The sequence below is a fragment of the Ruegeria atlantica genome (assembly GCF_013032505.1).
Lineage (GTDB): Bacteria > Pseudomonadota > Alphaproteobacteria > Rhodobacterales > Rhodobacteraceae > Ruegeria > Ruegeria atlantica_F.
In genome coordinates this window covers 364,247-387,995 of sequence record NZ_WQCG01000003.1, presented here as the reverse complement: position 1 = coordinate 387,995, position 23,749 = coordinate 364,247, and the positions used below count along the sequence as shown (strand labels likewise).

The window sequence follows — 23,749 nt, the reverse complement described above, 5'->3', positions numbered from 1 at the left end:
AGTAAGGTTGCCTCAGCCCAAACGGCTTGTCAGGTCAGGTATTCCAGTGCTTGCCCAAAGACTTCGGGGTCGGCGTTGCCGCCCGATGCTACTACGATCACAGTGTCGCCCTCGATTTCCTCGGCGCGGAAAAGGGCTGATGCCAGCGATACTGCCCCGCCCGGTTCAAGCACGATCTTGAGGCGCAAAAACGCCTGCGCCATGGCGCGGAGCGCGTCTTCCTCGGACACCGACAGGCCCGGACCGCACAGCCGGTTCAGGATCGGAAAGGTAATCTGGCCCGGTTGCGGCGTCAGGATTGCATCGCAGATATTGCCCGATGCGGCGTTGTTGCTTTGAATGTGCCCCGTTGCCAAAGACCGTTTGACATCGTCGAACCCCTGAGGCTCGCACGGGCGGGCGCGCAGCCCCGGCGCGTGGCCTTCCAGCGCCAGCGCAATGCCTGAGGTCAACCCACCGCCGCCGCAGCACACCAGAACATCTGCCTTTTCGATACCCAAATCGGCCGTCTGCCGGGCCAGCTCCAACCCGACTGTGCCTTGTCCTGCGATGACCTGAGGTTCGTCGTAAGGCCGGATCAGGGTCAGGCTGCGTTGGGACGCCAGTGCCTCGCCGATTTCTTCGCGGCTTTCGTTCGCGCGGTCATACAGAACGACCTCGCCCCCCAGCGCCCGGGTGTTATTGATTTTTAGCAACGGCGCGTCAGAGGGCATGACGATGACCGACGAAATCCCATGTTGAGCTGCAGCAAAGGCCACGCCCTGCGCGTGATTGCCCGAAGAATAGGCAATCACGCCGCGTTGTCGTCGCGCGTCGCTGAGCGCCGAAATGGCCGACCAGGCGCCGCGAAACTTGAAGCTGCCGGTATGTTGCAGGCACTCGGGTTTCACCAGCACGCGGCGACCCGCGATTTCGTCCAGAAACGGCGAGGTTAGAATCGGTGTCTCGCGAACATGCCCTCTGAGGCGCTCGGCGGCGGCCTCGATCATTTCAAGTGTGCTCATGCGGTGACCAGTACCTTGCGAATGAGTTCTACCGACTGTGGTTCATCCAGAAACGGGGGATGACCACGGTCGGGTATTTCTGCCGATATAAGAGCAGGGTGGCGGTTGTGCATTTCAGTCAGCGTGTCTTTGCCCAAAATGTCCGAATTTGCGCCGCGAATGACGCCGGTTGGAAGGCCCTGCAATGCTTCAAAAAGGGGCCACAGGTCTGGGGCGGGCCCTGCAGCAGCCTGTTCCAGAAGCGCTGTACGAAGCGCAGGATCATAGCTGAGGGTCAGGCCATCAGGCGTTTCGTCGAATTGGACTTCGGCCTGCTGCCGCCAACGCGTTAGTGACACGCCGGGAAATTGGGGGCCCATGACGTGCTGAAGCGCCCGTGCCGCCAAATCATATGTTTTGGAAACGGGCTGCTTGCCGACATATTCCATGATCTTGGCGATGCCCGATGGTTCCAGCACCGGACCGACGTCATTCAGAACAACGCTCAACAACCGTTCGGGATGGCTGGCGGCTAGCGCCATGGCAATCAGCCCTCCACGCGAGGTGCCGATGACATTCACACGGTCCAAACTAAGATGGTCCAGCAGCTCGATCGCGTCTTGAGATTCGCGAAGGACGTTGTAGTTCATGAAGTCCGGGTCATGGTCCGATCGTCCGCGACCGCGGTAATCCATCGCAATTACCCGCATGTCTCCCAGATGCGGCTTGAGGAACGAAAAATCCTTGCTGTTGCGGGTTAACCCGGCAAGGCAAAGCACAGGCGCACCAGAGCCGGTGTCCTCGAAAAAAAGACGCCTGTCATCAGACGAAATGAAAAATGCCATTAAAGTCCAGCCAGTTGCGGAATCGTCGTCAGGTCGGACAGTACATGCGCAGGTTTCCATGGCAAGCGGTCCATCGGCTCCCCGGCGCGATTCACCCAGGCGGTTACAAAGCCATACCCGCTGGCACCGGCCGCGTCCCAGCCGTTTGAACTGACGAACAGCACCTCGTCACGGGCGCAGTGGAAACGTTCTTGTACAAGGTCATAGACACGCGAGTCCGGTTTGAACACGCCGACGCTTTCCACCGACAACACATCGTCCAAAACATCTCCGATACCCGCAGACTGGACCGCGCCGTCCAGCATCGGTGGTGAGCCGTTCGACAAAATCGCTGTTTGCAATCCACCCGATTTCAATGCGCGCAGCATTTCCGGAACTTCCGGATAAGCCTGCAATTCCCAGTAGAGATCCAGCAACCGTTGCCGCAGGGTCGCGTCGCCGTGTAACTCAGTCGCCTCGAGCGCCCAGTCGAGACCATCTTGGGTGACATCCCAAAAATCCGAATGGGCGTCTGTAACCGCGCGCAGCCAGGTGTACTGCAGCTGTTTCAGGCGCCAATGATTGGCCAGTTCGGGCCATTTCTGTCGCAGTTTCTCAAAGCCCGGTTCATCGGCCGCCTGTCGCGCGGCGGCGGCCACGTCGAACAATGTTCCATAGGCATCAAAAACGCAGGTTGTGATTGGCATCCGGTCCCCTCCTGGTCGTTCGGGGCAGGTTTGCATAACAACAGTGAGCATTAAAGAGGCTGGGGTTTACAATGTCGTGTGACCTCCTAGGCTTGGCCGCTTAAACCCTACATAGGCCGGAGGCCAATATGACCGAAATCAAACAAGGCGACACGGTTCGCATCCACTATAAAGGAACGCTGTTAGACGGAAACGTCTTCGACAGTTCCGAAGGACGCGACCCGCTGGAATTCGTTGTCGGCTCGGGGCAGATTATCCCCGGTTTGGATTCGGCGATGCCGGGTTTGAACGTTGGCGACAAAAAACGGGTCGAGATTGCATGTGTCGATGCCTATGGTCCGATCAACCCCGCAGCGCGCCAGCAAATTCCACGCGAAGGAATCCCTGACGACATTCCGCTGGATCCCGGTACCCAGTTGCAGATGCAAACACCGGATGGGCAGGCAGTGCCAGTAACAGTAGTCGACGCCGACGAGGCAACCGTCACGCTGGATGCCAACCACCCATTGGCCGGTCAGGATCTGATTTTCGATATTGAGGTCGTTTCGATCAACTGACCGGAGAAATACGCTGGATCAGCCCGTTACAAGGCTGATCCAGGCTTCAATAGTTTCTCGCATCTGTGGCTGCGTGACGAACACAAACAACAAAAGGGCGATCAGGGCCAATAGTACGACGATACCGCGCGTGCCAAGGAATCCGCCCTTGCGGCGTGATCGGATGTTGCGGGTGTTGCTGGTCAGGATATGTTCGGCTTTGCTCATGCCGATATCCCTGCCGAGGAAAGATGGTCAAATCTTGGCGCCGACAGGGAAAGTTCGGGTCACATGTGATCGGGCTGCGGCATACCCAGAACGTGGAAGCCACCATCGACGCGGATGATCTCGCCCGACGTGCAAGCACCTGCGTCCGATGTGAGGTAAACTGCAGTGCCGCCAACGGCCTCGAGCGTCGCATTCGAGCGCATGGGAGCGTTCTGATCACAGAACTTGTAGGTCTTGCGGGCACCGCCGATGGCTGCGCCGGCCAGCGTCTTCATCGGGCCGGGCGAGATCGCGTTGACGCGAATACCTTCAGGACCCAGATCGTTGGCCAGATAACGGGTCGCAGATTCCAGCGCAGCCTTGGCCACACCCATCACGTTGTAGTTCGGCACCACCTTGTTCGACCCCTGATATGTCAGCGTCAGCAGCGTGCCGCCATTCTCTTGCATCAGAGGGTAAGCGCGGCGCGCGACCTCAATGAAGGAATAGGCCGAGACATCCAGCGAATGCTTGAAATTCGCCCGGGTGGTGTTCAGGAAACGGCCCGTCAGCTCGGATTTGTCCGAGTAGGCAATGGCGTGGACTACGAAGTCGATGGTGGGCCAGCGCGCTCCAAGCTCTTGAAACGCACGGTCCAGCGAGGCGTCATCCGTGACGTCCGCGTCCACCATGAAATCGCTACCCAGGCTTTCAGCCAGCGGTTCAAGGCGTTTGCCGAATGCTTCGCCCTGATAAGTGAATGCCAGTTCGGCACCGGCTTCATGCATGGCCTTGGCAATGCCCCACGCTATCGAGCGGTCATTGGCCACGCCCATGATCAGGCCGCGTTTACCTTTTAGAAGATCCGACATTACGTTCACCCGTTATACTTCGACAGAATCATGGAACCGTTGGTGCCGCCAAAGCCGAAGCTGTTGGTCATCACACTATCCAATCCTGCGTTTTCAACTACTTGAGTTGCAATTTCACCGGGCAGAATGCCTTCGGCAAGCGTGTCGACATTGATCGACGGCGTAATAAAATCATTGTCCAGCATGAGCAGGCAGAAGATTGCCTCAAGCGCACCTGCCGCACCCTGTGCGTGTCCGGTCATCGACTTGGTGGATGAAATCGGGGGCACGTTGCCTTCACCAAAGATGCGGCGCACGGCTTCAACCTCACCCACGTCTCCGACCGGGGTCGATGTACCATGGGCATTGATGTAACCAACCTTGCGGTCTTCTGGCAGCGTCGACAGGGCCAGACGCATCGCGCGTTCGCCACCTTCACCGGACGGGGCCACCATGTCGTGGCCATCCGACGTGGCCGCATAACCGGTCACTTCGGCATAAATCTTTGCGCCACGGGCCAGAGCGTGCTCCAGATCCTCAAGAACGACGATCCCGCCGCCGCCCGAGATGACGAACCCATCGCGGTCCTGATCGAATGCACGGGAAGCTTTTTCCGGGGTGTCGTTGTACTTGGAGGACATGGCACCCATCGCGTCAAACAGACAAGACAGTGTCCAGTCCAGTTCTTCTCCGCCCCCTGCGAACATCACGTCCTGTTTGCCCAGCATGATCTGTTCCGCTGCGTTGCCGATGCAATGCAGCGAAGTGGAACAGGCCGAGGTGATCGAATAGTTGATACCTTTGATCTTGTACGCGGTCGCCAGGTTGGCCGAGATCGTCGAACACATGCATTTCGGCACTGCGAAGGGGCCGATGCGCTTAGTTGCGCCCGTTTTCAGAACAGTTTGATGCGCGGTCAGCATTGCGCTGGTCGACGGGCCGCCGGAACCGGCCACCAAACCGGTACGGGGGTTCACGACCTGATCCTCGGTCAGACCGGCATCGGCAATCGCCTGGTTCATGGCGATATGAGCATAGGCGGCGCCGGGACCCATAAAGCGCAGTGTCCGCTTGTCCACATGCTCGGCCGGATCGATCTTGAGCGTTCCGGCGATCCGGCTGCGAAAGCCGTGTTCGACCATCTGCTCGTTGGCTTCGATGCCGGACTTGCCAGCCTTGAGAGAGGCCAATACTTCCTGGGCATTGTTCCCGATGGAGGACACGACCCCCAGACCGGTGACAACTACTCGACGCATTTGCGTGCTCCTTATTTCGGGCCGGTCAGGCTCAGGCTTCGGACAGAACGACTTTCATGTCTTTGACATCGTAAATCATTTCACCATCCGCTTCGACGATACCATCCGCCACACCCATAGTCAGACGGCGCGTCTGGATCGCTTTTTTGAAGTCAATCTTGTAGGTCAGCATTTTGCGGTCGGGGCGGACCATGCCGGTCAGCTTGACCTCGCCGACACCCACGGCCATGCCGCGTCCCTGCCAGCCACGCCAACCCAGGTTGAACCCGGTCAACTGCCACAGGCCGTCCAGCCCGAGGCAGCCGGGCATGATCGGGTTGCCGGGGAAATGGCAATCAAAGAACCACAGGTCAGGGGTGATATCGAATTCGGCCAGTATATGGCCCTTGCCATGTGCGCCACCGTCAGCCGAGATGTCTGTGATCCGGTCCATCATCAGCATCGGCGGAGCTGGCAACTGCGCATTGCCGGGGCCGAATAATTCGCCACGGGCGCATTTCAGCAGATCGTCCTTGTCAAAGCTGCTCGGGAATTGGGCCATTCTGCCGCCTCTCCTGCCAGGGGTCCGTTCGTTATATCTGGCCTCGTCTAGCACCCGTATGCAAGGTCCTGCAAGAGCACCACGGCACATCCTGTTGTGCAGACGACATTCTTTGCGAATGAATTTCAATTGAAATTGCCCGAACACAGCACTTATATATGGTTCAGCAACAATTGGGTTTCGGATTGATGACACCTCAGAGCCAGAACAGAGCTACGGATTGGTTGGTCGGCGCCGGGCTGCGCCCAACGCGCCAGCGTGTCGCTTTGGCCGAACTTCTGGTCGGCGATGGTCGCCATCGGCATGTCACGGCCGAAAGTTTGTTCGAGGCGGCCAAAAAAAAAGGGGACGCCGTATCTCTGGCAACTGTCTACAACACGCTGCGTGCGTTTTGTGAGGCTGGAGTTCTGCAAGAAATCACGGTTGACGGTTCGAAAAGCTATTTCGACACCAATACACATGATCATCCGCACTTTTTCTGGGAAGACGAAAGCCGCCTGAGCGATGCACCATCGGACCAATTGGTGATTCAGCGCCTGCCCGAAGCGCCCGAGGGTGTCGAGATCGCGTCCGTCGACGTGGTGATCCGTCTGCGAAAAAAGTGACTTAAACTAAAGTTTCCATCAAAATCTGTTCCGCCTGTGCCGTGTTCGGGTCAGCGGGTCCGGTCCCATGGCGCGCCAGAACTACAGGTTCAGCAGCGATGTCGTCCAAAATATTGCGGGTGATCAGGGGCATTCCGTCGTAACTGAAATCCGAAGGCGGGTTGGCGTAGCTTATCGCGACACCTTCGTGGTTAGCGGCAAGGCTGCGCTGAATTTCCAATGTTGCCGCCCGGTGTGCGACCACAGGCTGCAACCGATTCTGCCTGAACAGGCCAAGCACGTGCTGCGCCGAAAGGCCTTCGTTCGACAGGATCAGCGGATATGCCCCAAGATCGCTCAGCGAAACGGATTGCTTGTATGCCAGAGGATGATCGGGGGCCATGATTGCATTCGGCCGGATGGGGAACAGGGTCTGCTGTTGAAACCCGGCATCCATGCTCAGGCCGTATGTCAACGCCAGATCAATTCGTCCATCGATCAGGTCAGAAATCAGGCCTTCGAAACCGTCCACCTTGTACGACACAGTCAAGTCCGGCATGGCCGAACGCAAAGGTTGCAGTGCCTTGGCAAGCAAAAACGGGGCCAAATCCACGAAACATCCCAACCGTATTTGAGTCCTTTTTGAACCGACCTGATCCGCATTCTCAAGCCGGGCTGCATTGGCCAGCAGGGATTCTGCGTCTTCAATAAAGCTGCGTCCTTGCGGGGTCAGCGCCAATGCGGCCCCGCGCTTGCGCGAAAAAAGTGGATGGCCAAGAAGCGATTCGACGCGTGTCAGGGCAGTGGACAACGCCGGTTGTGACACGTTCAGGTGCTGCGCTGCTGCAGACAAGCTACCGAAGCGGCCGATGGCGCAGACGTATTCGTATTGGCGAATTGAGATATATAACATGAGTTTAAGTCTAACTTAGAAAGATATTATTTGAACAGAGGGGTAATCCATGCGCAGATCCATAAACCACCGGCACGGAGACAGACATGACGCACCCTCTGGTTACGCAAGAGATGATCGACACTTTTCAACGGGACGGCGTGGTCCTGATAAAAGGATTGTTTGCTGATCACGTTGAAACTCTGCGCGAAGGGGTTGCAGCGAACATGGCGGAGCCGGGCCCTTATGCCTCTGAGAACAAGAAAGAAGGCGAGACGGGCCGTTTTTTCGACGATTATTGCAACTGGTCTCGAATTGAGCAATTTCAGTCGGTTGTTCATGAATCTCCAGCGGCAGAGGTTGCCGCGGACCTGATGCAATCGGATACTGTGCAGATGTTCCATGACCACGTTTTGGTCAAAGAGCCTGGAACCTCGATGGCCACGCCGTGGCATCAGGATGGTCCGTACTACTTTGTCGAAGGCCGTCAGACGATCAGCTTTTGGTCGCCGCTTGATCCGGTCACACAAGCCACGCTGCGCTGTGTGGCAGGCTCACACCGGTGGGAGAAAGAGGTCTTGCCGACCCGTTGGGTGTCGGAAGACGGTTTCTTTCCGGACGAAGGCCAGTACATCCCCGTCCCGGACCCGGACGCCGATGGAATGAAGGTTGTCGAATTCGAGATGGAGCCCGGCGACGCGGTTGCTTTCAACTACCGAACGCTTCATGGCGCGCGGGGAAATCAATCCGACAGCCGCCGTCGCGCGTTTTCACTGAGGTTGGTTGGTGACGATGCGCGTTATGTAGAACGGCCGGGACGAACATCTCCGCCGTTTCCCGGGCATGACATGGTGCCCGGCCAGCGCCTGCGTGAAGACTGGTTTCCAATGTTGTTGAAACGGTGATCAGACACCGAAAAGGTCAAAGAGGCGGGTCAGAACCACTGGCCCGTTTCCATCAGCCCGATCTCAAGCAACTGGTTTGACGACCATTCGAACGGGATAGAATTGCGCCAGCGGAACGTTGGAATATCGAATGTCGATCCAGCGTTGGTTTTTAAAGCCTTTGCAGCCCGGAACGAGCACACCGCGGCTGTCAAGTTGTGGTGCCATGGGCAGGAATATGTGTTGTATTCCTCGTCGTTGAACGTGTGATCCGGTCGCAACTCCAATCCATTTTTGGATTTGAACAGGGCGATCCGGTCTATTCGGCGGCTTCGCGCGGGAACGTGTTCTTCAAATCGCCATCGCAGCCCGCCGGACATGTCCAGCTGGCGTTCCTTCGGGTGCTTCTTCGAATCCAACCGCGCTTGGGCGAAATACCCCGTACGGTCCATCATCGCGTTTTGAGGTGCGACGCCATTCGGGAACTCGTTCAGATCTTCGGCATAAAGATCGACAACATGGCTCAGCATCGCGTCGCGACGTTCTTCCGTATGAAAGGCCAGCATTTCTCCGATCGTGCGCGTCTCGCAAAATGGGAAAAAGAGGTATTCGGCGTTGTAGCAGTAGTACATCCACAATCCCGGCGCCGCCTGAATGATTCGATTGATCGTCTCGAACACGACTGTGCGCGGAACGCAGTTGAGGGAGACGCGATGAATTTGCCCCTCAAGTTCGGGGTCCAGCGCAAACTCCTGTGGCATGAATACAATCAGGGATTTGAAGCCCAGGTTCAGATGGTGGCGGATCGAGCCGTCTACTTCGACATCATCTTCGACAAAAACCAATGCGACAGGTCCCTTTGCCAAAGCGGCCTTGCCCGTTTGCAGGAAAGAGTCGAGAGATTCGTATTGCATTGCCTGTCCACTGTCGCCTTGCTGGAGTTTCGGGCCAAAATCAGATAATCGCGTCGCCATTGCAAGCGGCGTTCGTTGGGTATAGACGACGCCGATCCCGCGAATGCAAAGGCCGTTTTCATGTCAGAACCCAAAAAGCTGTACATCAAGACCTATGGTTGCCAGATGAACGTTTACGACAGCGAGCGTATGGCGGAGACGCTGGGCGGCCAGGGTTACGTGGAAACGAAAACTCCCGATGATGCGGATATGATCCTGCTGAACACCTGCCACATTCGGGAAAAAGCCGCGGAGAAAATCTATTCCGAGCTTGGTCGGTTCAAGGGATTGAAGACTGAAAAACCGGACCTGAAGATAGGCGTCGCGGGATGTGTTGCGCAGGCCGAGGGTGAAGAGATCATGCGTCGCCAACCGATGGTCGACCTTGTCGTTGGCCCGCAAAGCTATCACCGCCTGCCCGAGATGGAAGCGAAAACGCGAGCCGGCGAAAAGGCTCTGGACACTGATTTTCCCGAAGAGGACAAATTCGAGAAACTCAAAGGTCGTCCCAAGGCCAAGCGCGGACCAACCGCATTTTTGACGGTGCAGGAAGGCTGCGACAAGTTCTGCGCTTTCTGCGTGGTGCCGTACACTCGTGGGGCCGAAGTCAGTCGTCCGGCTGATCGCATCCTGCGTGAAGCAAACGATCTCGTCGAGCGCGGGGTACGCGAAATTACCCTGCTGGGGCAAAACGTCAACGCCTATCACGGTGCCGGTCCGAACGGAGACATGACGCTGGCCGGCCTGATCTGGGAGCTGAACAAGGTCGATGGGCTTGAGCGGATCAGGTTCACCACCTCGCACCCCAACGACATGGCTGATGACCTGATCGAGGCACATGGAACCTGTGAAAAGCTGATGCCCTATCTGCACCTGCCAGTTCAGTCGGGTTCGGATCGTATCCTCAAGCGGATGAACCGCAGCCACACAGCGGAAAGTTATCTTCGCCTGATCGAACGTATCCGGACCGCGCGTCCGGATATCGTGATGTCTGGCGACTTCATCGTCGGGTTCCCCGAAGAGACGGAAGAGGATTTCCAGGCCACTATGGATTTGGTGGAAGAGGTCAAATACGGATACGCCTATTCGTTCAAATACTCGACGCGTCCTGGAACACCTGCCGCAGAGAGGTCTCAGGTTGATCCTGAAGCGGCGGACGATCGCCTGCAGCGCTTGCAAGCGCTAATTACAACTCACCAGCGCGAGATCCAGGACGCGATGGTTGGTCGAAACGTCAAAGTTCTGTTCGAAAAGTCGGGTCGTCTGCCCGGACAGATGGTCGGAAAATCTGAGTATCTTCATTCGGTTCATGTGTCTGACGCCGATGTCGCAGTGGGCGAATTGCGGGATGTTCGCATTACGTCATCGGGTTCCAATTCTTTGGCGGGTGCGTTGCACTAACGCATCCGTTATTTGAAATTTGGAAACCATACGGGTTTGTTAATTCCAAATTTACCCTTGATTTATTACTCAAAATTATGCTCCCAGAAAAATCAGGTTTTTTGGGGCTGGTGTTTTGGGCCATTGAGAAATCTCATCTCTTGCCGACGGGATGAGCAGGTCGGTGAATGGAAAGGGTACGAGTGGAGACTTTGAAACGTTTTTCCGGGCGGTTGTTGAAATCCGCCGTTACAACCGCGACCGTTCTGTCGGTGTTTCCCAGTGCGACTGTTGCAGGCAATTTGGATCAAGGTCTATCCGATCCTCCAGTCGTGAACCCAAAACGGTTCGGCAGTGACGTCAGCGCGTTTTACTTGGGTGCTACCGGCGCCTACGCGTTTGGGGGCGACGATCGATTTGGACTGACCAGCTCCGGCGGAACCTCGGAAGTGGGCGATCTGGACCTGAGTGGTTCGTTGGGGGGCGTACGGGCAGGGTGGCGCGGTGTTTTACCGGCGCACGGCGGGCGCAACTATGTTTACGGGTTTGAGCTGGGCTACGAGTTCGGTTCGCTTAGCGATGACGCCACCAATCAGATCAACGGCCAGACAGTCACGGGTGGGTCCGAAATATCGGACGTGTTTTCGATTCGCCTCCGCAATGGTCTGACCAACAAAAGTGGCACGGTCTTGTACTTTGTGTCGGCCGGGTATGTGAATGGCGACATTAACACAACAAGCAGACAGGCAGTTCAGGGCGGTTCTCAGTTTTTCCAAAGCGGCGACCGACGTGGCGGGTTTACCGCCAGCATTGGGGCCGAACATAACCTGACCGAACACTGGTCGATCACGGGTGAGTTCGAATACGTTCAGTTCAGCGCGAAAAACGTGGATTTCGGCAATGGAACCTCGACCAGATCTACGCCGAAATACCGCGGTCTGAAGCTGGGTTTGAACTATCGATTCTGACAGGCCGGCTGAAACAGTGGCGCCTGTTGGCACCGCACGTGGATCGGGCACATCGGCGGTTTTGTCATCCGAGTGGGAAAAAATGAACCTGTGGCTTGCGCCCACCAAGTGTTCCTGTCTACGCTCGGGGTGAAACGCCAAGACAGGAGAGCGGATTGGCCATTGGTGCCCTAACCCCACCGCAAGATGAAATGCCTCAGCGCGAAGCGTTTGTTGAGTTTCCAGACAACCGATTGTTAATTGACCTGTGCGGGGAATATGACCGCAATCTGACAGATATCGAGCAAAAGCTGTCTGTCCAGATTGTGCGCCGCGGGAATCAGCTGGCTGTGATGGGCGACGAAGACGGCCAGAAGCAGGCCATCGAAGTTCTGCAGGCCTTGTATACCCGTTTAGAAGGCGGGCGCGACGTTGAAGCCGCCGATGTGGACCGCGAGCTGCGAATGGGCGGCTCGGAAACAGGTACTGGCAGTCGCGACGGTGACCAGCTTGAGATGTTCAAGGGCGGTACGGTCGAAATAAAGACGCGCAAGAAACTGGTCGAACCGCGCACGGACGCGCAAAAAGCATACGTTCAGTCCCTTTTTCAGAACGAGTTGGCATTTGGGATTGGCCCCGCTGGTACAGGCAAGACCTATCTTGCTGTCGCCGCTGGCGTGTCAATGTTTATCGGTGGCCATGTAGATCGGATAATTCTCAGCCGGCCTGCGGTCGAAGCAGGTGAAAAACTGGGCTACCTGCCTGGCGACATGAAAGACAAGGTCGATCCGTATATGCAGCCGTTGTACGACGCCTTGAACGATTTTCTGCCCGGCAAGCAACTGGCCAAACTAATCGAAGAAAAGCGAATCGAAATCGCGCCGCTGGCTTTCATGCGAGGGCGGACGCTGGCGAACGCGTTTGTTGTTCTGGATGAGGCGCAAAACGCAACGACGATGCAGATGAAGATGTTCCTGACGCGTCTGGGTGAAGGAAGCCGAATGGTGATCACCGGCGACCGGTCACAGGTCGACCTGCCGCGTGGTGTTCAATCGGGTCTGGCTGATGCCGAGCGTTTGCTGAGCACGATCCCGAATATCAGCTTCAACTATTTCACGTCCAAGGATGTTGTGCGCCATCCGCTTGTCGCCGCCATAATCGAAGCGTATGAGGCCGACTCGGGCCGTGAGACGGGATAACCGTCCACGGCCGCAGGCTTTTGGCGTGGTGACATGAACCTTGAACTGACAATTGAGGATGCGCGCTGGCAGGACCTGGAGTCGCTGGCGATGCGTGCTATTCAGGCGGTGTTGGACTATTGCGATTTGGACGCAGACTTGTGCGAAGTAAGCTTGCTGGCCTGTGATGATGCGCGAATTGCTGTCCTAAACTCTGAGTTTAGGCAAAAGCCCACCCCGACCAATGTGCTGAGCTGGCCAGCCGAAGACCTGGCTGTTGGCGAAGCGGGGTTGAGGCCGACACCTCCGACGCCAGATTTCACGGGTGAGATCGCGCTGGGCGATATTGCGATTTCTTTCGATACCTGCGCCCGCGAGGCATCAGAAGCGGGAAAAACCATGGATGATCACGTCACGCATCTGATCATTCACGGAGTGTTGCACTTGCTGGGTTATGATCACATTCGTGACCGCGACGCCACTTTGATGGAAGGGGTCGAAGTCGAGATACTTGGCAAAATGGGTATAGATGACCCATATAGTGTGTAATAGGGGCCGCATTGGCCGATCATTTGGAACAGGATTATGGGCGAAACAGACGGCAGTTCTATGGCGGCGCAGAGCGCGCAACCGAAGGACAGCGGTGAAAATTCCAGCGAAAAAGCTGGTTTCTTTTCTCGAATAGTGGACGCGTTCTCGCCGCAGAGCGACGAAGAGGTCAACGCGGCCAATGGGCGTGAGGTCGACATGGTTCAGCCCCGTGGTATGATCAATTTGCGGCGCATGCGGGTCGAGGATGTGGCTATACCCACGGCGGAAATCGTATCCGTGCCATCAACGATCAGCAAAGATGAACTGGCCCAGGTTTTCCGCGACAGCGGCCTGTCCCGTATCCCAGTCTACGAAGGAACTCTCGACACGCCTTTGGGGTTTGTGCACCTCAAAGATTTTGCACTGACTCATGGTTTTAATGGCACCGGGTCCGAATTTGATCTGGTCTCGATGCTGCGGACGCTATTGTTCGTGCCGCCGTCGATGCCGATTGGCGTTTTGTTGACCAAGATGCAGACCGAACGCCGCCACATGGCTTTGGTGATCGACGAATATGGCGGCGTTGACGGTCTTGTTTCAATCGAGGATCTGATCGAACAAGTGGTCGGTGAGATTGCCGATGAGCACGATGCCGACGAAGGTCAGCTTTGGATTCAGGAAAAGCCCGGTTGCTATGTCGTGCAGGCGCGCGTCCCGCTGGAAGATTTCGAAGCCGAGATCGGACGCTCTCTGACCAGCCACGAGGATGTGGACGAAGAAGAAATCGACACGTTGGGCGGGTTGGTTTTCATGCTTTCGGGTCGCGTTCCTGCACGGGGCGAAGTCGTGCTGCATCCCGAAGGTCCAGAGTTTGAGGTGATGGACGCTGATCCTCGTCGGATCAAGCGTTTGCGTGTCATGTTGCCGGATCGCGTTGAATGAATCCTGCGCAGGGCTGGCCGTTTTGGTTGCGATTGGTATTCGTGGCTCTGTTGGGTGCGCTTGCCGCGTTCGGGCTTGCTCCGTTTGGCATTTGGCTGGCAACAGTGATCGCGTTGATCCTGCTGTCGCCTTTGTTTCTAACGACTGAGACGGGGGCGAGGGCCGCGTGGTTGGGCTGGGCTTTTGCGACCGGGTATTTCGCCCATGCACTCAGTTGGATTGTCGAGCCGTTTTTGGTTGATGCCCAGCGTCACGCATGGATGGCGCCCTTTGCGCTGACGTTCATGGCGGGTGGCCTCGCGCTGTTTTGGGCGCTTGCTTTTTGGATGGCGCGGCGCCCTGACGGTCAACCTGTATCACAGGCCGTGTTTTTGGCGATCACAATATCACTTATGGAGTTTGCCCGTGGGTATGTCCTAACGGGTTTCCCCTGGGCAGGGCTGGCGCAGGTGTGGGTGGATACATCGGTGGCGCAGCTTTTGTCTTTGTTTGGACCATTTGGTCTGGGTGCCGTGACATTGCTGGCGACTTTGCCACTTGGGGCTGCGCTGTCGCAGCGGCAAGGCTATATCATTCCGTTAAGTTTGACGGTCGGAGTCTCGTGTCTGGCATTGATTTACGCTGCGTCACGCCCGGCTGTCACGGATACGGACCATGTCGTACGCATCATTCAGCCAAACGCGCCTCAACACCAGAAATGGGATCCGGACTATGCTCCGCTGTTCTTTGCGCGTCAGGTCGAGTTTACGGCGGCGGCCCCGCGACCGGATTTGATCGTTTGGCCGGAAACCTCGGTGCCTGCTTGGCTGGGCAGCGCGCAGCCTTATCTGACCGCAATTGCCGATGCCGCGCAGGGAACGCCTGTGTTTCTGGGAATTCAGCGCGCCGATGGTCCACGCATCTATAACTCGATGATTTATCTGGATGAGGACGGTCGTCAGCAAGGGCTCTATGACAAGCATCATCTGGCACCCTTTGGGGAGTATGTTCCGTTTGGCGAGGCGTTGGCCCGGTTCGGGATTTTTGGTATGGCCGCCACCACCGGCAGCGGCTTTAGCGCGGGACCGGGCGCTGCACTAATGGACGCTGGCAAGCTAGGCAAGGCGCTGCCTCTTATATGCTACGAGGCTGTCTTTACTCAGGACGTATTGTCTGCGCCGGGTCGCGCTGATTTTCTGCTGCAGATCACCAATGACGCGTGGTTCGGCACACGTTCCGGGCCGTATCAGCATCTGGCTCAGGCCCAAATGCGCGCTATTGAGCAGGGGCTGCCGATGATGCGGTCGGCCAATACCGGTGTTTCCGCAATGATTGACCCGCTGGGTCGGGTGACCGATGCGCTGCCATTGGGGCAGGCTGGTTTTGTCGATGCGGCATTACCACAGGCGCTAGCTCCAACGATATACTCACGAATGGGAGACACCCCCGTCTTTATTGCCGTGTTAGCGCTTTTTGCGCTGCTTTGGCGCAACGCCAAAACGCAACAAGGATAATTTCGGATTGACGCTGTGTTTCATGGTGCGTATCCCGTTGCATGCTCATCACAACGGCTTCCTGGCGTGATGGGAAAACCTTAATGGAGCACATTCATGTCCCGACAGAACTACACATTTACTTCGGAATCCGTTTCCGAAGGGCACCCGGATAAGGTTTGTGACCGGATTTCCGATGCCGTGCTTGACGCCTTTCTGAATGAAGAACCCGAAGCGCGCGTGGCGTGCGAAACCTTTGCTACGACCGACCGGGTCGTCATCGGTGGCGAAGTAGGCCTGTCTGATCAGGAAAAGCTGCACGATTACATGGGTCGTATCGACGAGATTGCCCGCGCCTGTATCAAGGATATCGGCTATGAGCAGGACAAATTCCACCACGAAACCGTCGAGGTGACAAACCTTCTGCACGAACAATCCGCGCATATTGCGCAAGGTGTCGATGCAGCAGCAGACAAAGACGAGGGTGCCGGTGATCAGGGCATCATGTTCGGCTATGCGACCACGGAAACGCCCGCGCTGATGCCAGCCCCGATCCAGTACTCGCACGCGATCCTGCGACGCCTTGCCGAAGTGCGCAAGAATGGTACCGAGCCTGTGCTGGGACCTGACGCAAAATCGCAGTTGTCGGTGGTTTACCGCGATGGAAAACCTGTGGGCGTCAGCTCGGTCGTGCTTTCGACACAGCACCTGGACGAAGCCCTCAGTTCGGCCGATATCCGCGCGATCGTTGAGCCCTATATCCGTGAAACGCTGCCCGAAGGATGGTTGAGCAACGAAACCGAATGGCATGTGAATCCCACAGGCAAATTCGTGATCGGCGGGCCCGATGGTGACGCAGGTCTGACCGGGCGTAAGATCATCGTTGACACCTATGGCGGTGCCGCACCGCACGGCGGCGGTGCGTTCTCAGGCAAAGATCCGACTAAGGTTGACCGCTCGGCGGCCTATGCCGCGCGTTATCTGGCCAAGAATGTCGTTGCCGCTGGTATGGCAGAACGCTGTACTATTCAGCTGAGCTATGCGATTGGCGTATCCAAGCCGTTGTCGATCTATGCCGATACACACGGCACCGGAGAAATCCCGGACGCTGAAATTGAAAAGGCTGTTGGGCAGGTCATGGATCTGACCCCGCGTGGCATCCGTCAGCACCTTCAGATGAACAAGCCTATCTACCAGCGCACTGCTGCCTATGGTCACTTTGGGCGTGAACCCGAAGCCGACGGCGGATTCAGCTGGGAGCGCACCGATCTGGTCGACGCGTTGAAATCAGCGGTTTAAGATACGACTGTCATCCCTAAGGCAGTTGGAAACACCGATGGGCTTTAAACGCCTCGTTAAAAATTGGAAAAACAAACAAGTGGAAGCCATCCTCGCTGAGGACGGCTTTCGCAGATTTAGTGCTGAGGCTGTTCAGCCGGCTGATGTCGCCTTCGTCGGATGGCCCAAATCTGGCAACAGCTGGTGCCAGTTTATAATCGCAAACCTTTACTACGGTGTCGACACCTCGATCGCGTCGGACAAAATTGTACAAGATCTGGTTCCGGATGTTCACAGGTCGCGATTCGTCCGGCGTTATTCCGAACAGATGATTGTGAAGTCCCACAATCTGCCTCAGCCAAATTTCAGAAAGGTCATTCATCTTGTTCGCGACGGGCGCGACGCGATGGTGTCATATTATCATTTCAGAAACGCACTGGGGTTCAAAGGTACGCTGAGCGAATTAATGGATGAAGACAGCGACGTTTACTCTACCTGGTGGGGCCACGCAGCCGCTTGGAACGACAATGAGTTCAACGCCGAAAAAATGCTGCTAAGGTATGAAGATCTGCTTGACGATACCGAAAATCAAATCTCGCGCATAGCCGACTTCATCGGTGCTGACGCAACCGCCAAGCGCGCTTCGGAAATTGCCGCTCAGACGTCTTTTTCAATTCTCAAAAACAAAGAAAAAAAACATGGCTTGGAGAACAAGGCATGGCCAAAAGACAAGCAGTTTTTCCGCCGCGGGAAAGCAGGTTCGTTTCAGGACGAAATGAGCGTTGATGATGTAAAACGTTTTGAAGATCGAGCAGGCGATCAACTGATTGGCTTTGGATACGCGTTGTCGTAAGGGGTGTGCGCTCTGCCAAGTTTGGAAAACAGCCTATGATACCCGATCGCCCACGCAGAAACTTCTATGGTCGCTTCAAAGGGAAAACCCTGAAGCCCAGCCAAAAGACGTATCTGGACGAAGACCTAGATTCTTTGTCACCCGGTGCGGTGGACTGGGAAACCAATCCTGAACGCCATCCGTTGGATTTGGATGCTCTGTTCGGTGGAAAGGAAGTCTGGCTTGAGGTTGGCTTTGGTGGCGGAGAGCATCTGGTGCATCAGGCTGCCAGCAACCCGGATATTGGGATCATCGGGGCCGAGCCATATATCAATGGCGTTGCGATGCTCTTGGGTAAAATTCGAAAGGCCGGCGTCGAAAATCTGGCTGTGCATCCCGGTGATGCGCGCGATTTGTTCGATGTTTTGCCGGAAGCCAGCATCTCACGCGCCTTTCTGTTGTACCCGGACCCCTGGCCCAAGACGCGGCATCACCGTCGCCGCTTTGTGACGCAGGAACATTTGGAGCCTTTGGCACGCGCCCTGAAACCGGGATCGATTTTCCGTGTGGCCACCGACATCCCCGACTACGTGCGTCAAACACTGGAAGAGGTGCCTCGCGCCGGGTTCGAATGGCTGGCTGAGCGTCCCCAAGACTGGCGCGAGCCGTGGGATGACTGGATTTCCACCCGCTACGAACAGAAGGCGCTGCGCGAAGGCCGCACACCTCATTACCTGACCTTCCGGCGTAAAGGCTGATTGCGGCTGGACCAACCGGCGCCAATTCGCTAATCGGCTTGGGCACTGATAGCGAAAACAGGAGCCCCCATGTCCGGACACGGAACGCCCATCCCGATGACCTCGCATCCCTGCGGCCCGCTGACCGGCACGGCAGAGGTGCCCGGCGACAAGTCGATCTCGCACCGGTCGTTGATCCTGGGGGCGATGGCCGTGGGTGAGACTAAAATCTCGGGCCTGTTGGAAGGCGAGGACGTTCTGGACACCGCCAAGGCCATGCGCGCCTTTGGGGCCGAGGTCACCGATCACGGTGGCGGCGAATGGACCGTGCACGGCGTGGGCGTCGGTGGCTTTGCCGAACCCGATCAGGTGATCGATTGCGGCAATTCGGGCACCGGCGTTCGTTTGATCATGGGCGCGATGGCGACCTCTCCGATTTCGGCGACATTTACTGGCGACGCCAGTCTGAACAAACGCCCGATGGCGCGGGTTACAGATCCTTTGGCGCTGTTTGGAACGCAATCGGTGGGGCGCTCGGGCGGACGCTTGCCAATGACCATTGTCGGCGCGGCTGATCCTACTCCGGTCCGCTACGAGGTCCCGGTGCCTTCGGCTCAGGTGAAATCCGCTGTGTTGCTGGCTGGTCTGAACGCCCCCGGCAAAACCGTTGTGATCGAGAAAGAAGCCACACGCGACCATTCCGAACGGATGCTGGCTGGTTTTGGTGCCGAAATCACTGTTGAGGACACTGATGAGGGACGGATTATCACTCTGACCGGCCGCCCCGAGTTGAAGCCGCAGGTCATTGCCGTTCCACGCGATCCGTCCAGCGCGGCCTTCCCGGTCTGCGCGGCGCTTCTTACGCCAGGTTCGGACGTGTTGGTGCCGGGCATTGGTCTGAACCCCACCCGCGCAGGCTTGTTCACCACGCTGCGCGAGATGGGCGCGGATCTGACTTACGAGAATGAGCGCGAAGAAGGAGGTGAGCCCGTTGCTGACCTTCGGGCGAAATACTCACCCAACATGAATGGGATCAACGTACCGCCGGAACGCGCGGCATCAATGATCGACGAATACCCGGTGTTGTCTGTGATCGCTGCCAACGCCACCGGCACGACCATGATGGGCGGTGTGAAGGAGCTGCGGGTCAAGGAAAGTGACCGGATCGATGCGATGGCCAAGGGGCTTCGTGCGAATGGCGTCACTGTGGACGAGGGCGAAGAATGGTGGTCGGTTGAAGGGCTGGGCATCGGAAACGTCCCCGGCGGTGGCACGTGCGAGAGCTTTCTGGACCATCGTATTGCCATGTCGTTCATGATTTTGGGGATGGGTGCCAAAAAGGGCGTCACCGTAGACGATGCGGGCCCGATCGCTACCTCCTTCCCGATTTTTGAGCCTTTGATGGCTACGTTGGGTGCGAAATTGCAGCGGAACAATCGGTAGGTTTGATGTCAGACACGCAGTTCACAATCGCCATTGACGGACCTGCGGCGGCGGGCAAAGGCACGATCTCGAAAGCGGTCGCGGCGCGGTTTGGGTTCGCGCATCTGGACACCGGGCTATTGTATCGCGCGGTCGGGCGGCGGACGTTGCAAGGCATGGAGCCGATTGCGGCGGCACAAGCCCTGTCCGCTGAGGATCTGGAGCAAGGCGATCTGCGTACGGCCGAGATTGCTCAGGCGGCCTCAAAAGTAGCCGTGATCCCAGAGGTTCGCTCCGCATTGGTTGATTTTCAGCGCGCTTTTGCGCGCCGCGGCGGGGGCGCAGTGTTGGATGGGCGTGATATCGGCACCGTCATTTGTCCTGAGGCCGAAGTGAAATTGTTTGTCACCGCCAGCGCCGAAGTTCGGGCCGAGCGCCGTTTTCTCGAGCTCAGCGCTAAAGGCAGTGATGTCACGCGTGACCAGGTGCTGTCGGATGTAAGAGAACGCGACGCGCGGGATGCCGAACGCAGCACCGCGCCCATGAAGCCGGCGGAAGACGCGGTCTTGCTGGACACGTCTGATCTGAGCATCGAAGCCGCACTGGCCAAAGCCATTGAGGTTATCGAAAAATTAAGGCCCGCAAAATCGTAACTTCGCGGGCCTTTGGGGTAAGCTTACAGCTCTCCGACCGCGATGCTTTTGATGTTTGACCATTGATCGTCAGCGGTTTTGGATGTGGCCGAAACATCCTCAAGGAAAGCCGCGCGGGTTTCTGCGTTCAGGAACAGATACAGCTTGCCGTCTGCGACCAGGTATTGATCCGGGTCACCATCGAATTTTTTGCCGACAGATACGCCGAACGAACAGAACCCGCCATGTTGGGGCAGATAAGCCGCCGGATTGGCCTCGAATGTCTCGCGGTTGGCTGCGCTGGTGAAGTAGTAAGATGCGCCGTCATAGGTGGCCGAGTGGGTGGCAAAGCCATCGACCGGATTGCCGTCGTTGACGAGGGCCACCAGATCGACGCCATGCGCTGCAAGCGGCGCGCCGGCTGCAGAAATACCGTTTGATACGTTGATTTCATCAGCCGCAAAGGCAGGGGCTGCGATCAAGGGCAGAGTGGCAATCAAGGTGGTGATAACGAGGGATTTCATTTGAGTTTCCTTTTCAGTTCAGTATCCGGCCAGCAGGTTTGCCAGCCGCTGAACCAAAGCTAGGTGCAAGCTTCTGAACGGGCTATCGCAGGAAGCCCCAAGTATATTGCAGATCGTTCAAAGCTGCGGGTGGCTGATCAACACTCCTCACTAAGCTTTGTTTGGTCAGGTCTGTGCCCGCCCCCTATTGTCGGTCTATAGCCTGCAGGAGCGTTGCCATGATCCGACTAGCCCTATTGATGATTTTCCTCGCTGGAAGGGGGATCGCGCAAGAGGCGGCAGAGCCAGAACCCCCAATGACGTATGAGCGGTTGGGAAAGATAATTTTCGCGCTTGACCCTGAGGCGCAACCGTTCGGCCCTGGGTTTGAGCTGAAGGTCGGGGAAGTAACAGTGCTGGTCGTCACGGATACCAATGCAGACCGGATGCGGGCCATGGTCGCGATTGGGGATGCCACAGATCTGTCGCCCGCCGATCTGCAACGCATGATGCAGGCGAATTTCGACAGCACACTTGATGCGCGCTACGCGATTGCGAATGGCACCTTGTGGGCGGCATACATCCATCCGTTGTCCCGGTTGGATAAAAACCAATTGATTTCGGGGCTGGCCCAGACCGTGAATGCAGCCAGGACATATGGCACGTTGTACTCTGGTGGCGCGGCGGAATTTGGCGGGGGAGACAGCCAGGACCTGCAACGCGAGCTGATTGAAGATCTTTTGAAGAAAGGCGAGGAAATCTAAGCCTTGCGCGGAATTCCCGCCAATCCTGCCGAAACGAAGACCGTTGCGTCATTGGGCCTAGCTGGATGAAGGAAAGCTGCTATAGTCTCTCACTAGCTGAAAGGGAAAGCTGCGTTACAAGCCCCGAACAAAAAAAGGGGCAGCTGCTGGAAAACCCCTCACGCCAACAGGGACAAAAAAACATGAATAATCGTTTGAGAAAAATCACCATCGTTGGTGGTGGAACAGCCGGTTGGATGACTGCGCTGATCCTGGACATGGTGTTTTCACGCACTTCAGCACCGAAGGATCGACCGCGCATCTGCCTGATCGAAAGCCCCAATATCTCGACCGTTGGTGTCGGCGAGGCCACCGTGCCGCGCATGCCCGTCACTTTGCGTCAGGCGGGCATTTCCGAGCGGGATTTTTTCCGCGAGACCAATGCGTCCTTCAAACTGGGCGTGAAGTTTTGCAATTGGAACAAGGACGCAAAAGGCAATCGCATTGACTACGTGAACCCCTTTGCCCATGGCCAGTTGTTGGAGGGACTAGAAGCTGCCGAATATTTCCTGCGATTTGGCAACGGGGACCGGGACTTTACGCAATCCATTTCGCCCCACGATGATCTGGCCCGCCTGTGCAAAGGCGCGCGCGCGTTGGGCCAGCCCGAGTTCGAACAGCGTTTTGGCTATGCGTATCATCTGGACGCTGTGAAGTTCGCGGGCATGCTGACCAAAGTCTGCACAAAGCGCGGCATTGAGCATATTCAGGATGAGGTGCAAGCCGTTGAACTGGATGAACAAGGCAACGTCAGCCACCTGATGTTGGAGCGTAAGGGCCGCCACGACATCGAGATGGTTATCGACTGCACCGGTTTCCGCGGTTTGATTATCAACAAGGCACTGGGTGAACCGTTTATGGATTACTCGGAATACCTGCCCAATGACCGCGCAATGGCGTTGCAGATCGAACATCCTGATCCCGATAAAATCGAAAGCGTCACACGCTCTACCGCACTGGGTGCGGGATGGACGTGGCGGGTGCCACTCTACAATCGTGTGGGCACGGGTTATGTTTTCTCATCCGCGCATCGCACGGATGATCAGGCGGCGGATGAATATCTGGAATGGCTGGGCGACAGCGGCAAAGGTTTGACGCCACGCGTGATCCCGATGCGCATCGGGCGCGTGCGCAATGCCTGGGTCAAGAACTGCCTGGCGATCGGTCTGTCCGGTGGATTCATTGAACCGTTGGAAAGCACCGCGATCCATATGATTGATCATGCGATTCGCTGGTTCGCCGAGCATTTGCCCACGCGCGACATGGAGCCATCTCTGCGGAACAGATATAACCGGCAGATGAACAAGCTCTATGATGAGGTTCTGGATTTCATCTGCCTGCACTACCGGTTGGGTAACCGTACGGATGACCAATACTGGATAGACGCGCGCACCGAAATGAAGATACCGGATCGGTTGGCTGAGAATCTGGAGTTGTGGCAACACCGCTTGCCCATGGAACACGATATTGAGTTCGCAACGCTGTTTAACTTCCGAGTTTATCAGACGGTTCTATTAGGCAAGCAGGTCTACGACACCGGCTACGGAACCGGCATTCGTGATCGATTGCGGCCGTTGAAAAAGCCGATTTGGTTCCAGTGGTGGAAAGGCGCAAAAGTGGATCTTGCGCAGATCCTCAAATCGATGCCGGATCACAAAACGCTGCTGCGTGACATCCGCGGAGAGCTGGAGCAACGGCCGACCTTTGGAATGGCGGCAGCGATGCAACCGACAGTTTCGATGCCGGGTGAACAACTTGCCCCTGTGGCGATCCAGAACATGCCGAATCTCGCAGAAATCCAAAGTGGCAGGAAAGACCTGCAACTGTTCTAGACATCCCGAGTACTCCGCGCAGCATTAGTCTTCGCTGCGCGG

Annotated in this window: 26 protein-coding genes and 1 riboswitch; of the genes, 16 read left to right on the top strand and 10 right to left on the bottom strand. The window is 56.8% G+C overall.

Annotation, left to right across the window (positions count from 1 at the left end):
* Positions 1-29: 29 nt before the first annotated feature.
* From GOW92_RS13575 to GOW92_RS13565, 3 genes are read right to left on the bottom strand one after another with little or no spacing between them, the layout of a single operon-like run.
* Positions 30-1,004 (bottom strand): threonine ammonia-lyase, encoded by a 975-nt coding sequence (locus tag GOW92_RS13575; protein ID WP_170561129.1) that lies wholly within the window; start codon positions 1,002-1,004, stop codon positions 30-32.
* Positions 1,001-1,828 (bottom strand): alpha/beta fold hydrolase, encoded by an 828-nt coding sequence (locus GOW92_RS13570; RefSeq protein ID WP_170561128.1) that lies wholly within the window; start codon positions 1,826-1,828, stop codon positions 1,001-1,003. The genes GOW92_RS13575 and GOW92_RS13570 overlap by 4 nt, the downstream gene beginning before the upstream one ends.
* On the bottom strand, positions 1,828-2,514 hold the full coding sequence (locus tag GOW92_RS13565) for a haloacid dehalogenase type II (protein ID WP_170561127.1): 687 nt from the start codon (positions 2,512-2,514) through the stop codon (positions 1,828-1,830). Before GOW92_RS13565 ends, GOW92_RS13570 begins: the two co-directional genes overlap by 1 nt.
* Positions 2,515-2,642: 128 nt before the next feature.
* Here GOW92_RS13565 and GOW92_RS13560 point away from each other — a divergent pair, with 128 nt between their 5' ends.
* Positions 2,643-3,071 (top strand): FKBP-type peptidyl-prolyl cis-trans isomerase, encoded by a 429-nt coding sequence (locus GOW92_RS13560; RefSeq protein WP_170561126.1) that lies wholly within the window; start codon positions 2,643-2,645, stop codon positions 3,069-3,071.
* Positions 3,072-3,089: 18 nt separating this feature from the next.
* On the opposite strand, the gene GOW92_RS13555 is transcribed toward GOW92_RS13560, so the two are convergent.
* From GOW92_RS13555 to fabA, 4 genes are read right to left on the bottom strand one after another with little or no spacing between them, the layout of a single operon-like run.
* Positions 3,090-3,278 (bottom strand): hypothetical protein, encoded by a 189-nt coding sequence (locus tag GOW92_RS13555; protein ID WP_170561125.1) that lies wholly within the window; start codon positions 3,276-3,278, stop codon positions 3,090-3,092.
* 59 nt (positions 3,279-3,337) lie between these two features.
* Positions 3,338-4,129, bottom strand: a complete 792-nt coding sequence (locus GOW92_RS13550) for an enoyl-ACP reductase FabI (RefSeq protein ID WP_170561124.1) — start codon at positions 4,127-4,129, stop codon at positions 3,338-3,340.
* A 5-nt stretch (positions 4,130-4,134) separates the two neighbouring features.
* Entirely contained in the window at positions 4,135-5,364 is a 1,230-nt protein-coding gene (gene fabB / locus GOW92_RS13545; RefSeq protein ID WP_170561123.1) for a beta-ketoacyl-ACP synthase I, read from the bottom strand.
* 31 nt (positions 5,365-5,395) lie between these two features.
* The gene (gene fabA, locus GOW92_RS13540; protein ID WP_058279458.1) at positions 5,396-5,905 is read right to left on the bottom strand and encodes a bifunctional 3-hydroxydecanoyl-ACP dehydratase/trans-2-decenoyl-ACP isomerase; all 510 of its coding nucleotides are present in this window, start codon (positions 5,903-5,905) and stop codon (positions 5,396-5,398) included.
* 188 nt (positions 5,906-6,093) lie between these two features.
* Between fabA and irrA the strand changes: the two genes are divergently transcribed.
* The gene (irrA, locus tag GOW92_RS13535; RefSeq protein WP_170561541.1) at positions 6,094-6,510 is read left to right on the top strand and encodes an iron response transcriptional regulator IrrA; all 417 of its coding nucleotides are present in this window, start codon (positions 6,094-6,096) and stop codon (positions 6,508-6,510) included.
* Position 6,511: 1 nt separating this feature from the next.
* Here irrA and GOW92_RS13530 read toward each other — a convergent pair whose 3' ends face one another.
* Positions 6,512-7,402, bottom strand: a complete 891-nt coding sequence (locus GOW92_RS13530; protein ID WP_170561122.1) for a LysR family transcriptional regulator — start codon at positions 7,400-7,402, stop codon at positions 6,512-6,514.
* A gap of 86 nt (positions 7,403-7,488) precedes the next feature.
* Between GOW92_RS13530 and GOW92_RS13525 the strand changes: the two genes are divergently transcribed.
* Positions 7,489-8,286 carry a phytanoyl-CoA dioxygenase family protein gene (locus GOW92_RS13525; RefSeq protein ID WP_170561121.1) on the top strand — a complete coding sequence of 266 codons (798 nt, stop codon included), beginning with the start codon at positions 7,489-7,491 and terminating at the stop codon, positions 8,284-8,286.
* Positions 8,287-8,315: 29 nt separating this feature from the next.
* Here the strand turns inward: GOW92_RS13525 and GOW92_RS13520 are convergent, their stop codons facing one another.
* Positions 8,316-9,179, bottom strand: coding sequence for a hypothetical protein (locus tag GOW92_RS13520; protein ID WP_170561120.1), 864 nt, complete (start codon positions 9,177-9,179; stop codon positions 8,316-8,318).
* A gap of 120 nt (positions 9,180-9,299) precedes the next feature.
* Between GOW92_RS13520 and miaB the strand changes: the two genes are divergently transcribed.
* The 11 genes from miaB to cmk all read left to right on the top strand — a co-directional run bounded on the left by miaB (position 9,300) and on the right by cmk (position 20,590).
* Positions 9,300-10,619: a tRNA (N6-isopentenyl adenosine(37)-C2)-methylthiotransferase MiaB gene (gene miaB / locus GOW92_RS13515; protein WP_170561119.1), complete on the top strand. Its 1,320-nt coding sequence runs from the start codon at positions 9,300-9,302 to the stop codon at positions 10,617-10,619.
* Between the two features lie 167 nt (positions 10,620-10,786).
* Positions 10,787-11,566, top strand: coding sequence for an outer membrane protein (locus tag GOW92_RS13510; RefSeq protein WP_170561118.1), 780 nt, complete (start codon positions 10,787-10,789; stop codon positions 11,564-11,566).
* 155 nt (positions 11,567-11,721) lie between these two features.
* Positions 11,722-12,744 carry a PhoH family protein gene (locus GOW92_RS13505; protein WP_170561117.1) on the top strand — a complete coding sequence of 341 codons (1,023 nt, stop codon included), beginning with the start codon at positions 11,722-11,724 and terminating at the stop codon, positions 12,742-12,744.
* A gap of 33 nt (positions 12,745-12,777) precedes the next feature.
* Positions 12,778-13,272 carry an rRNA maturation RNase YbeY gene (gene ybeY, locus GOW92_RS13500; RefSeq protein WP_170561116.1) on the top strand — a complete coding sequence of 165 codons (495 nt, stop codon included), beginning with the start codon at positions 12,778-12,780 and terminating at the stop codon, positions 13,270-13,272.
* Positions 13,273-13,308: 36 nt separating this feature from the next.
* The gene (locus tag GOW92_RS13495; protein ID WP_170561115.1) at positions 13,309-14,196 is read left to right on the top strand and encodes a hemolysin family protein; all 888 of its coding nucleotides are present in this window, start codon (positions 13,309-13,311) and stop codon (positions 14,194-14,196) included.
* Complete coding sequence (gene lnt, locus GOW92_RS13490) at positions 14,193-15,689, top strand: apolipoprotein N-acyltransferase (protein ID WP_170561114.1); 1,497 nt, start codon at positions 14,193-14,195, stop codon at positions 15,687-15,689. The genes GOW92_RS13495 and lnt overlap by 4 nt, the downstream gene beginning before the upstream one ends.
* Before the next feature lie 42 nt (positions 15,690-15,731).
* Positions 15,732-15,780, top strand: a riboswitch (SAM-SAH riboswitch).
* 5 nt (positions 15,781-15,785) lie between these two features.
* On the top strand, positions 15,786-16,967 hold the full coding sequence (gene metK, locus GOW92_RS13485; protein ID WP_170561113.1) for a methionine adenosyltransferase: 1,182 nt from the start codon (positions 15,786-15,788) through the stop codon (positions 16,965-16,967).
* A 37-nt stretch (positions 16,968-17,004) separates the two neighbouring features.
* Positions 17,005-17,799, top strand: coding sequence for a sulfotransferase domain-containing protein (locus GOW92_RS13480; protein WP_170561112.1), 795 nt, complete (start codon positions 17,005-17,007; stop codon positions 17,797-17,799).
* A 35-nt stretch (positions 17,800-17,834) separates the two neighbouring features.
* A complete protein-coding gene (gene trmB / locus GOW92_RS13475) occupies positions 17,835-18,536 on the top strand; it encodes a tRNA (guanine(46)-N(7))-methyltransferase TrmB (protein WP_170561111.1) in 702 nt (233 codons plus the stop codon).
* A 69-nt stretch (positions 18,537-18,605) separates the two neighbouring features.
* Complete coding sequence (gene aroA, locus GOW92_RS13470; RefSeq protein WP_170561110.1) at positions 18,606-19,958, top strand: 3-phosphoshikimate 1-carboxyvinyltransferase; 1,353 nt, start codon at positions 18,606-18,608, stop codon at positions 19,956-19,958.
* Between the two features lie 5 nt (positions 19,959-19,963).
* On the top strand, positions 19,964-20,590 hold the full coding sequence (gene cmk, locus GOW92_RS13465) for a (d)CMP kinase (RefSeq protein WP_170561109.1): 627 nt from the start codon (positions 19,964-19,966) through the stop codon (positions 20,588-20,590).
* Between the two features lie 23 nt (positions 20,591-20,613).
* Here the strand turns inward: cmk and GOW92_RS13460 are convergent, their stop codons facing one another.
* Positions 20,614-21,093: a YHS domain-containing (seleno)protein gene (locus GOW92_RS13460; protein ID WP_170561108.1), complete on the bottom strand. Its 480-nt coding sequence runs from the start codon at positions 21,091-21,093 to the stop codon at positions 20,614-20,616.
* Positions 21,094-21,311: 218 nt separating this feature from the next.
* Here GOW92_RS13460 and GOW92_RS13455 point away from each other — a divergent pair, with 218 nt between their 5' ends.
* Positions 21,312-21,836 carry a hypothetical protein gene (locus GOW92_RS13455; protein WP_170561107.1) on the top strand — a complete coding sequence of 175 codons (525 nt, stop codon included), beginning with the start codon at positions 21,312-21,314 and terminating at the stop codon, positions 21,834-21,836.
* Positions 21,837-22,018: 182 nt separating this feature from the next.
* Positions 22,019-23,707: a tryptophan halogenase family protein gene (locus tag GOW92_RS13450; RefSeq protein WP_170561106.1), complete on the top strand. Its 1,689-nt coding sequence runs from the start codon at positions 22,019-22,021 to the stop codon at positions 23,705-23,707.
* Positions 23,708-23,749 lie beyond the last annotated feature (42 nt).

Bases quoted from the DNA above. Each gene is read 5' to 3' on its own strand.
- GOW92_RS13565 (WP_170561127.1), bottom strand. From the start codon at position 2,514: ATGCCAATCACAACCTGCGTTTTTGATGCCTATGGAACATTGTTCGAC.
- lnt (WP_170561114.1), top strand. From the start codon at position 14,193: ATGAATCCTGCGCAGGGCTGGCCGTTTTGGTTGCGATTGGTATTCGTG.
- GOW92_RS13550 (WP_170561124.1), bottom strand. From the start codon at position 4,129: ATGTCGGATCTTCTAAAAGGTAAACGCGGCCTGATCATGGGCGTGGCC.
- GOW92_RS13480 (WP_170561112.1), top strand. From the start codon at position 17,005: ATGGGCTTTAAACGCCTCGTTAAAAATTGGAAAAACAAACAAGTGGAA.
- GOW92_RS13495 (WP_170561115.1), top strand. From the start codon at position 13,309: ATGGGCGAAACAGACGGCAGTTCTATGGCGGCGCAGAGCGCGCAACCG.
- ybeY (WP_170561116.1), top strand. From the start codon at position 12,778: ATGAACCTTGAACTGACAATTGAGGATGCGCGCTGGCAGGACCTGGAG.
- irrA (WP_170561541.1), top strand. From the start codon at position 6,094: ATGACACCTCAGAGCCAGAACAGAGCTACGGATTGGTTGGTCGGCGCC.
- fabB (WP_170561123.1), bottom strand. From the start codon at position 5,364: ATGCGTCGAGTAGTTGTCACCGGTCTGGGGGTCGTGTCCTCCATCGGG.
- GOW92_RS13570 (WP_170561128.1), bottom strand. From the start codon at position 1,828: ATGGCATTTTTCATTTCGTCTGATGACAGGCGTCTTTTTTTCGAGGAC.
- trmB (WP_170561111.1), top strand. From the start codon at position 17,835: ATGATACCCGATCGCCCACGCAGAAACTTCTATGGTCGCTTCAAAGGG.
- GOW92_RS13525 (WP_170561121.1), top strand. From the start codon at position 7,489: ATGACGCACCCTCTGGTTACGCAAGAGATGATCGACACTTTTCAACGG.
- GOW92_RS13575 (WP_170561129.1), bottom strand. From the start codon at position 1,004: ATGAGCACACTTGAAATGATCGAGGCCGCCGCCGAGCGCCTCAGAGGG.
- GOW92_RS13520 (WP_170561120.1), bottom strand. From the start codon at position 9,179: ATGCAATACGAATCTCTCGACTCTTTCCTGCAAACGGGCAAGGCCGCT.
- aroA (WP_170561110.1), top strand. From the start codon at position 18,606: ATGTCCGGACACGGAACGCCCATCCCGATGACCTCGCATCCCTGCGGC.
- miaB (WP_170561119.1), top strand. From the start codon at position 9,300: ATGTCAGAACCCAAAAAGCTGTACATCAAGACCTATGGTTGCCAGATG.
- GOW92_RS13555 (WP_170561125.1), bottom strand. From the start codon at position 3,278: ATGAGCAAAGCCGAACATATCCTGACCAGCAACACCCGCAACATCCGA.
- GOW92_RS13455 (WP_170561107.1), top strand. From the start codon at position 21,312: ATGATCCGACTAGCCCTATTGATGATTTTCCTCGCTGGAAGGGGGATC.
- GOW92_RS13560 (WP_170561126.1), top strand. From the start codon at position 2,643: ATGACCGAAATCAAACAAGGCGACACGGTTCGCATCCACTATAAAGGA.
- GOW92_RS13530 (WP_170561122.1), bottom strand. From the start codon at position 7,402: ATGTTATATATCTCAATTCGCCAATACGAATACGTCTGCGCCATCGGC.
- GOW92_RS13450 (WP_170561106.1), top strand. From the start codon at position 22,019: ATGAATAATCGTTTGAGAAAAATCACCATCGTTGGTGGTGGAACAGCC.
- cmk (WP_170561109.1), top strand. From the start codon at position 19,964: ATGTCAGACACGCAGTTCACAATCGCCATTGACGGACCTGCGGCGGCG.
- GOW92_RS13510 (WP_170561118.1), top strand. From the start codon at position 10,787: ATGGAAAGGGTACGAGTGGAGACTTTGAAACGTTTTTCCGGGCGGTTG.
- fabA (WP_058279458.1), bottom strand. From the start codon at position 5,905: ATGGCCCAATTCCCGAGCAGCTTTGACAAGGACGATCTGCTGAAATGC.
- metK (WP_170561113.1), top strand. From the start codon at position 15,786: ATGTCCCGACAGAACTACACATTTACTTCGGAATCCGTTTCCGAAGGG.
- GOW92_RS13460 (WP_170561108.1), bottom strand. From the start codon at position 21,093: ATGAAATCCCTCGTTATCACCACCTTGATTGCCACTCTGCCCTTGATC.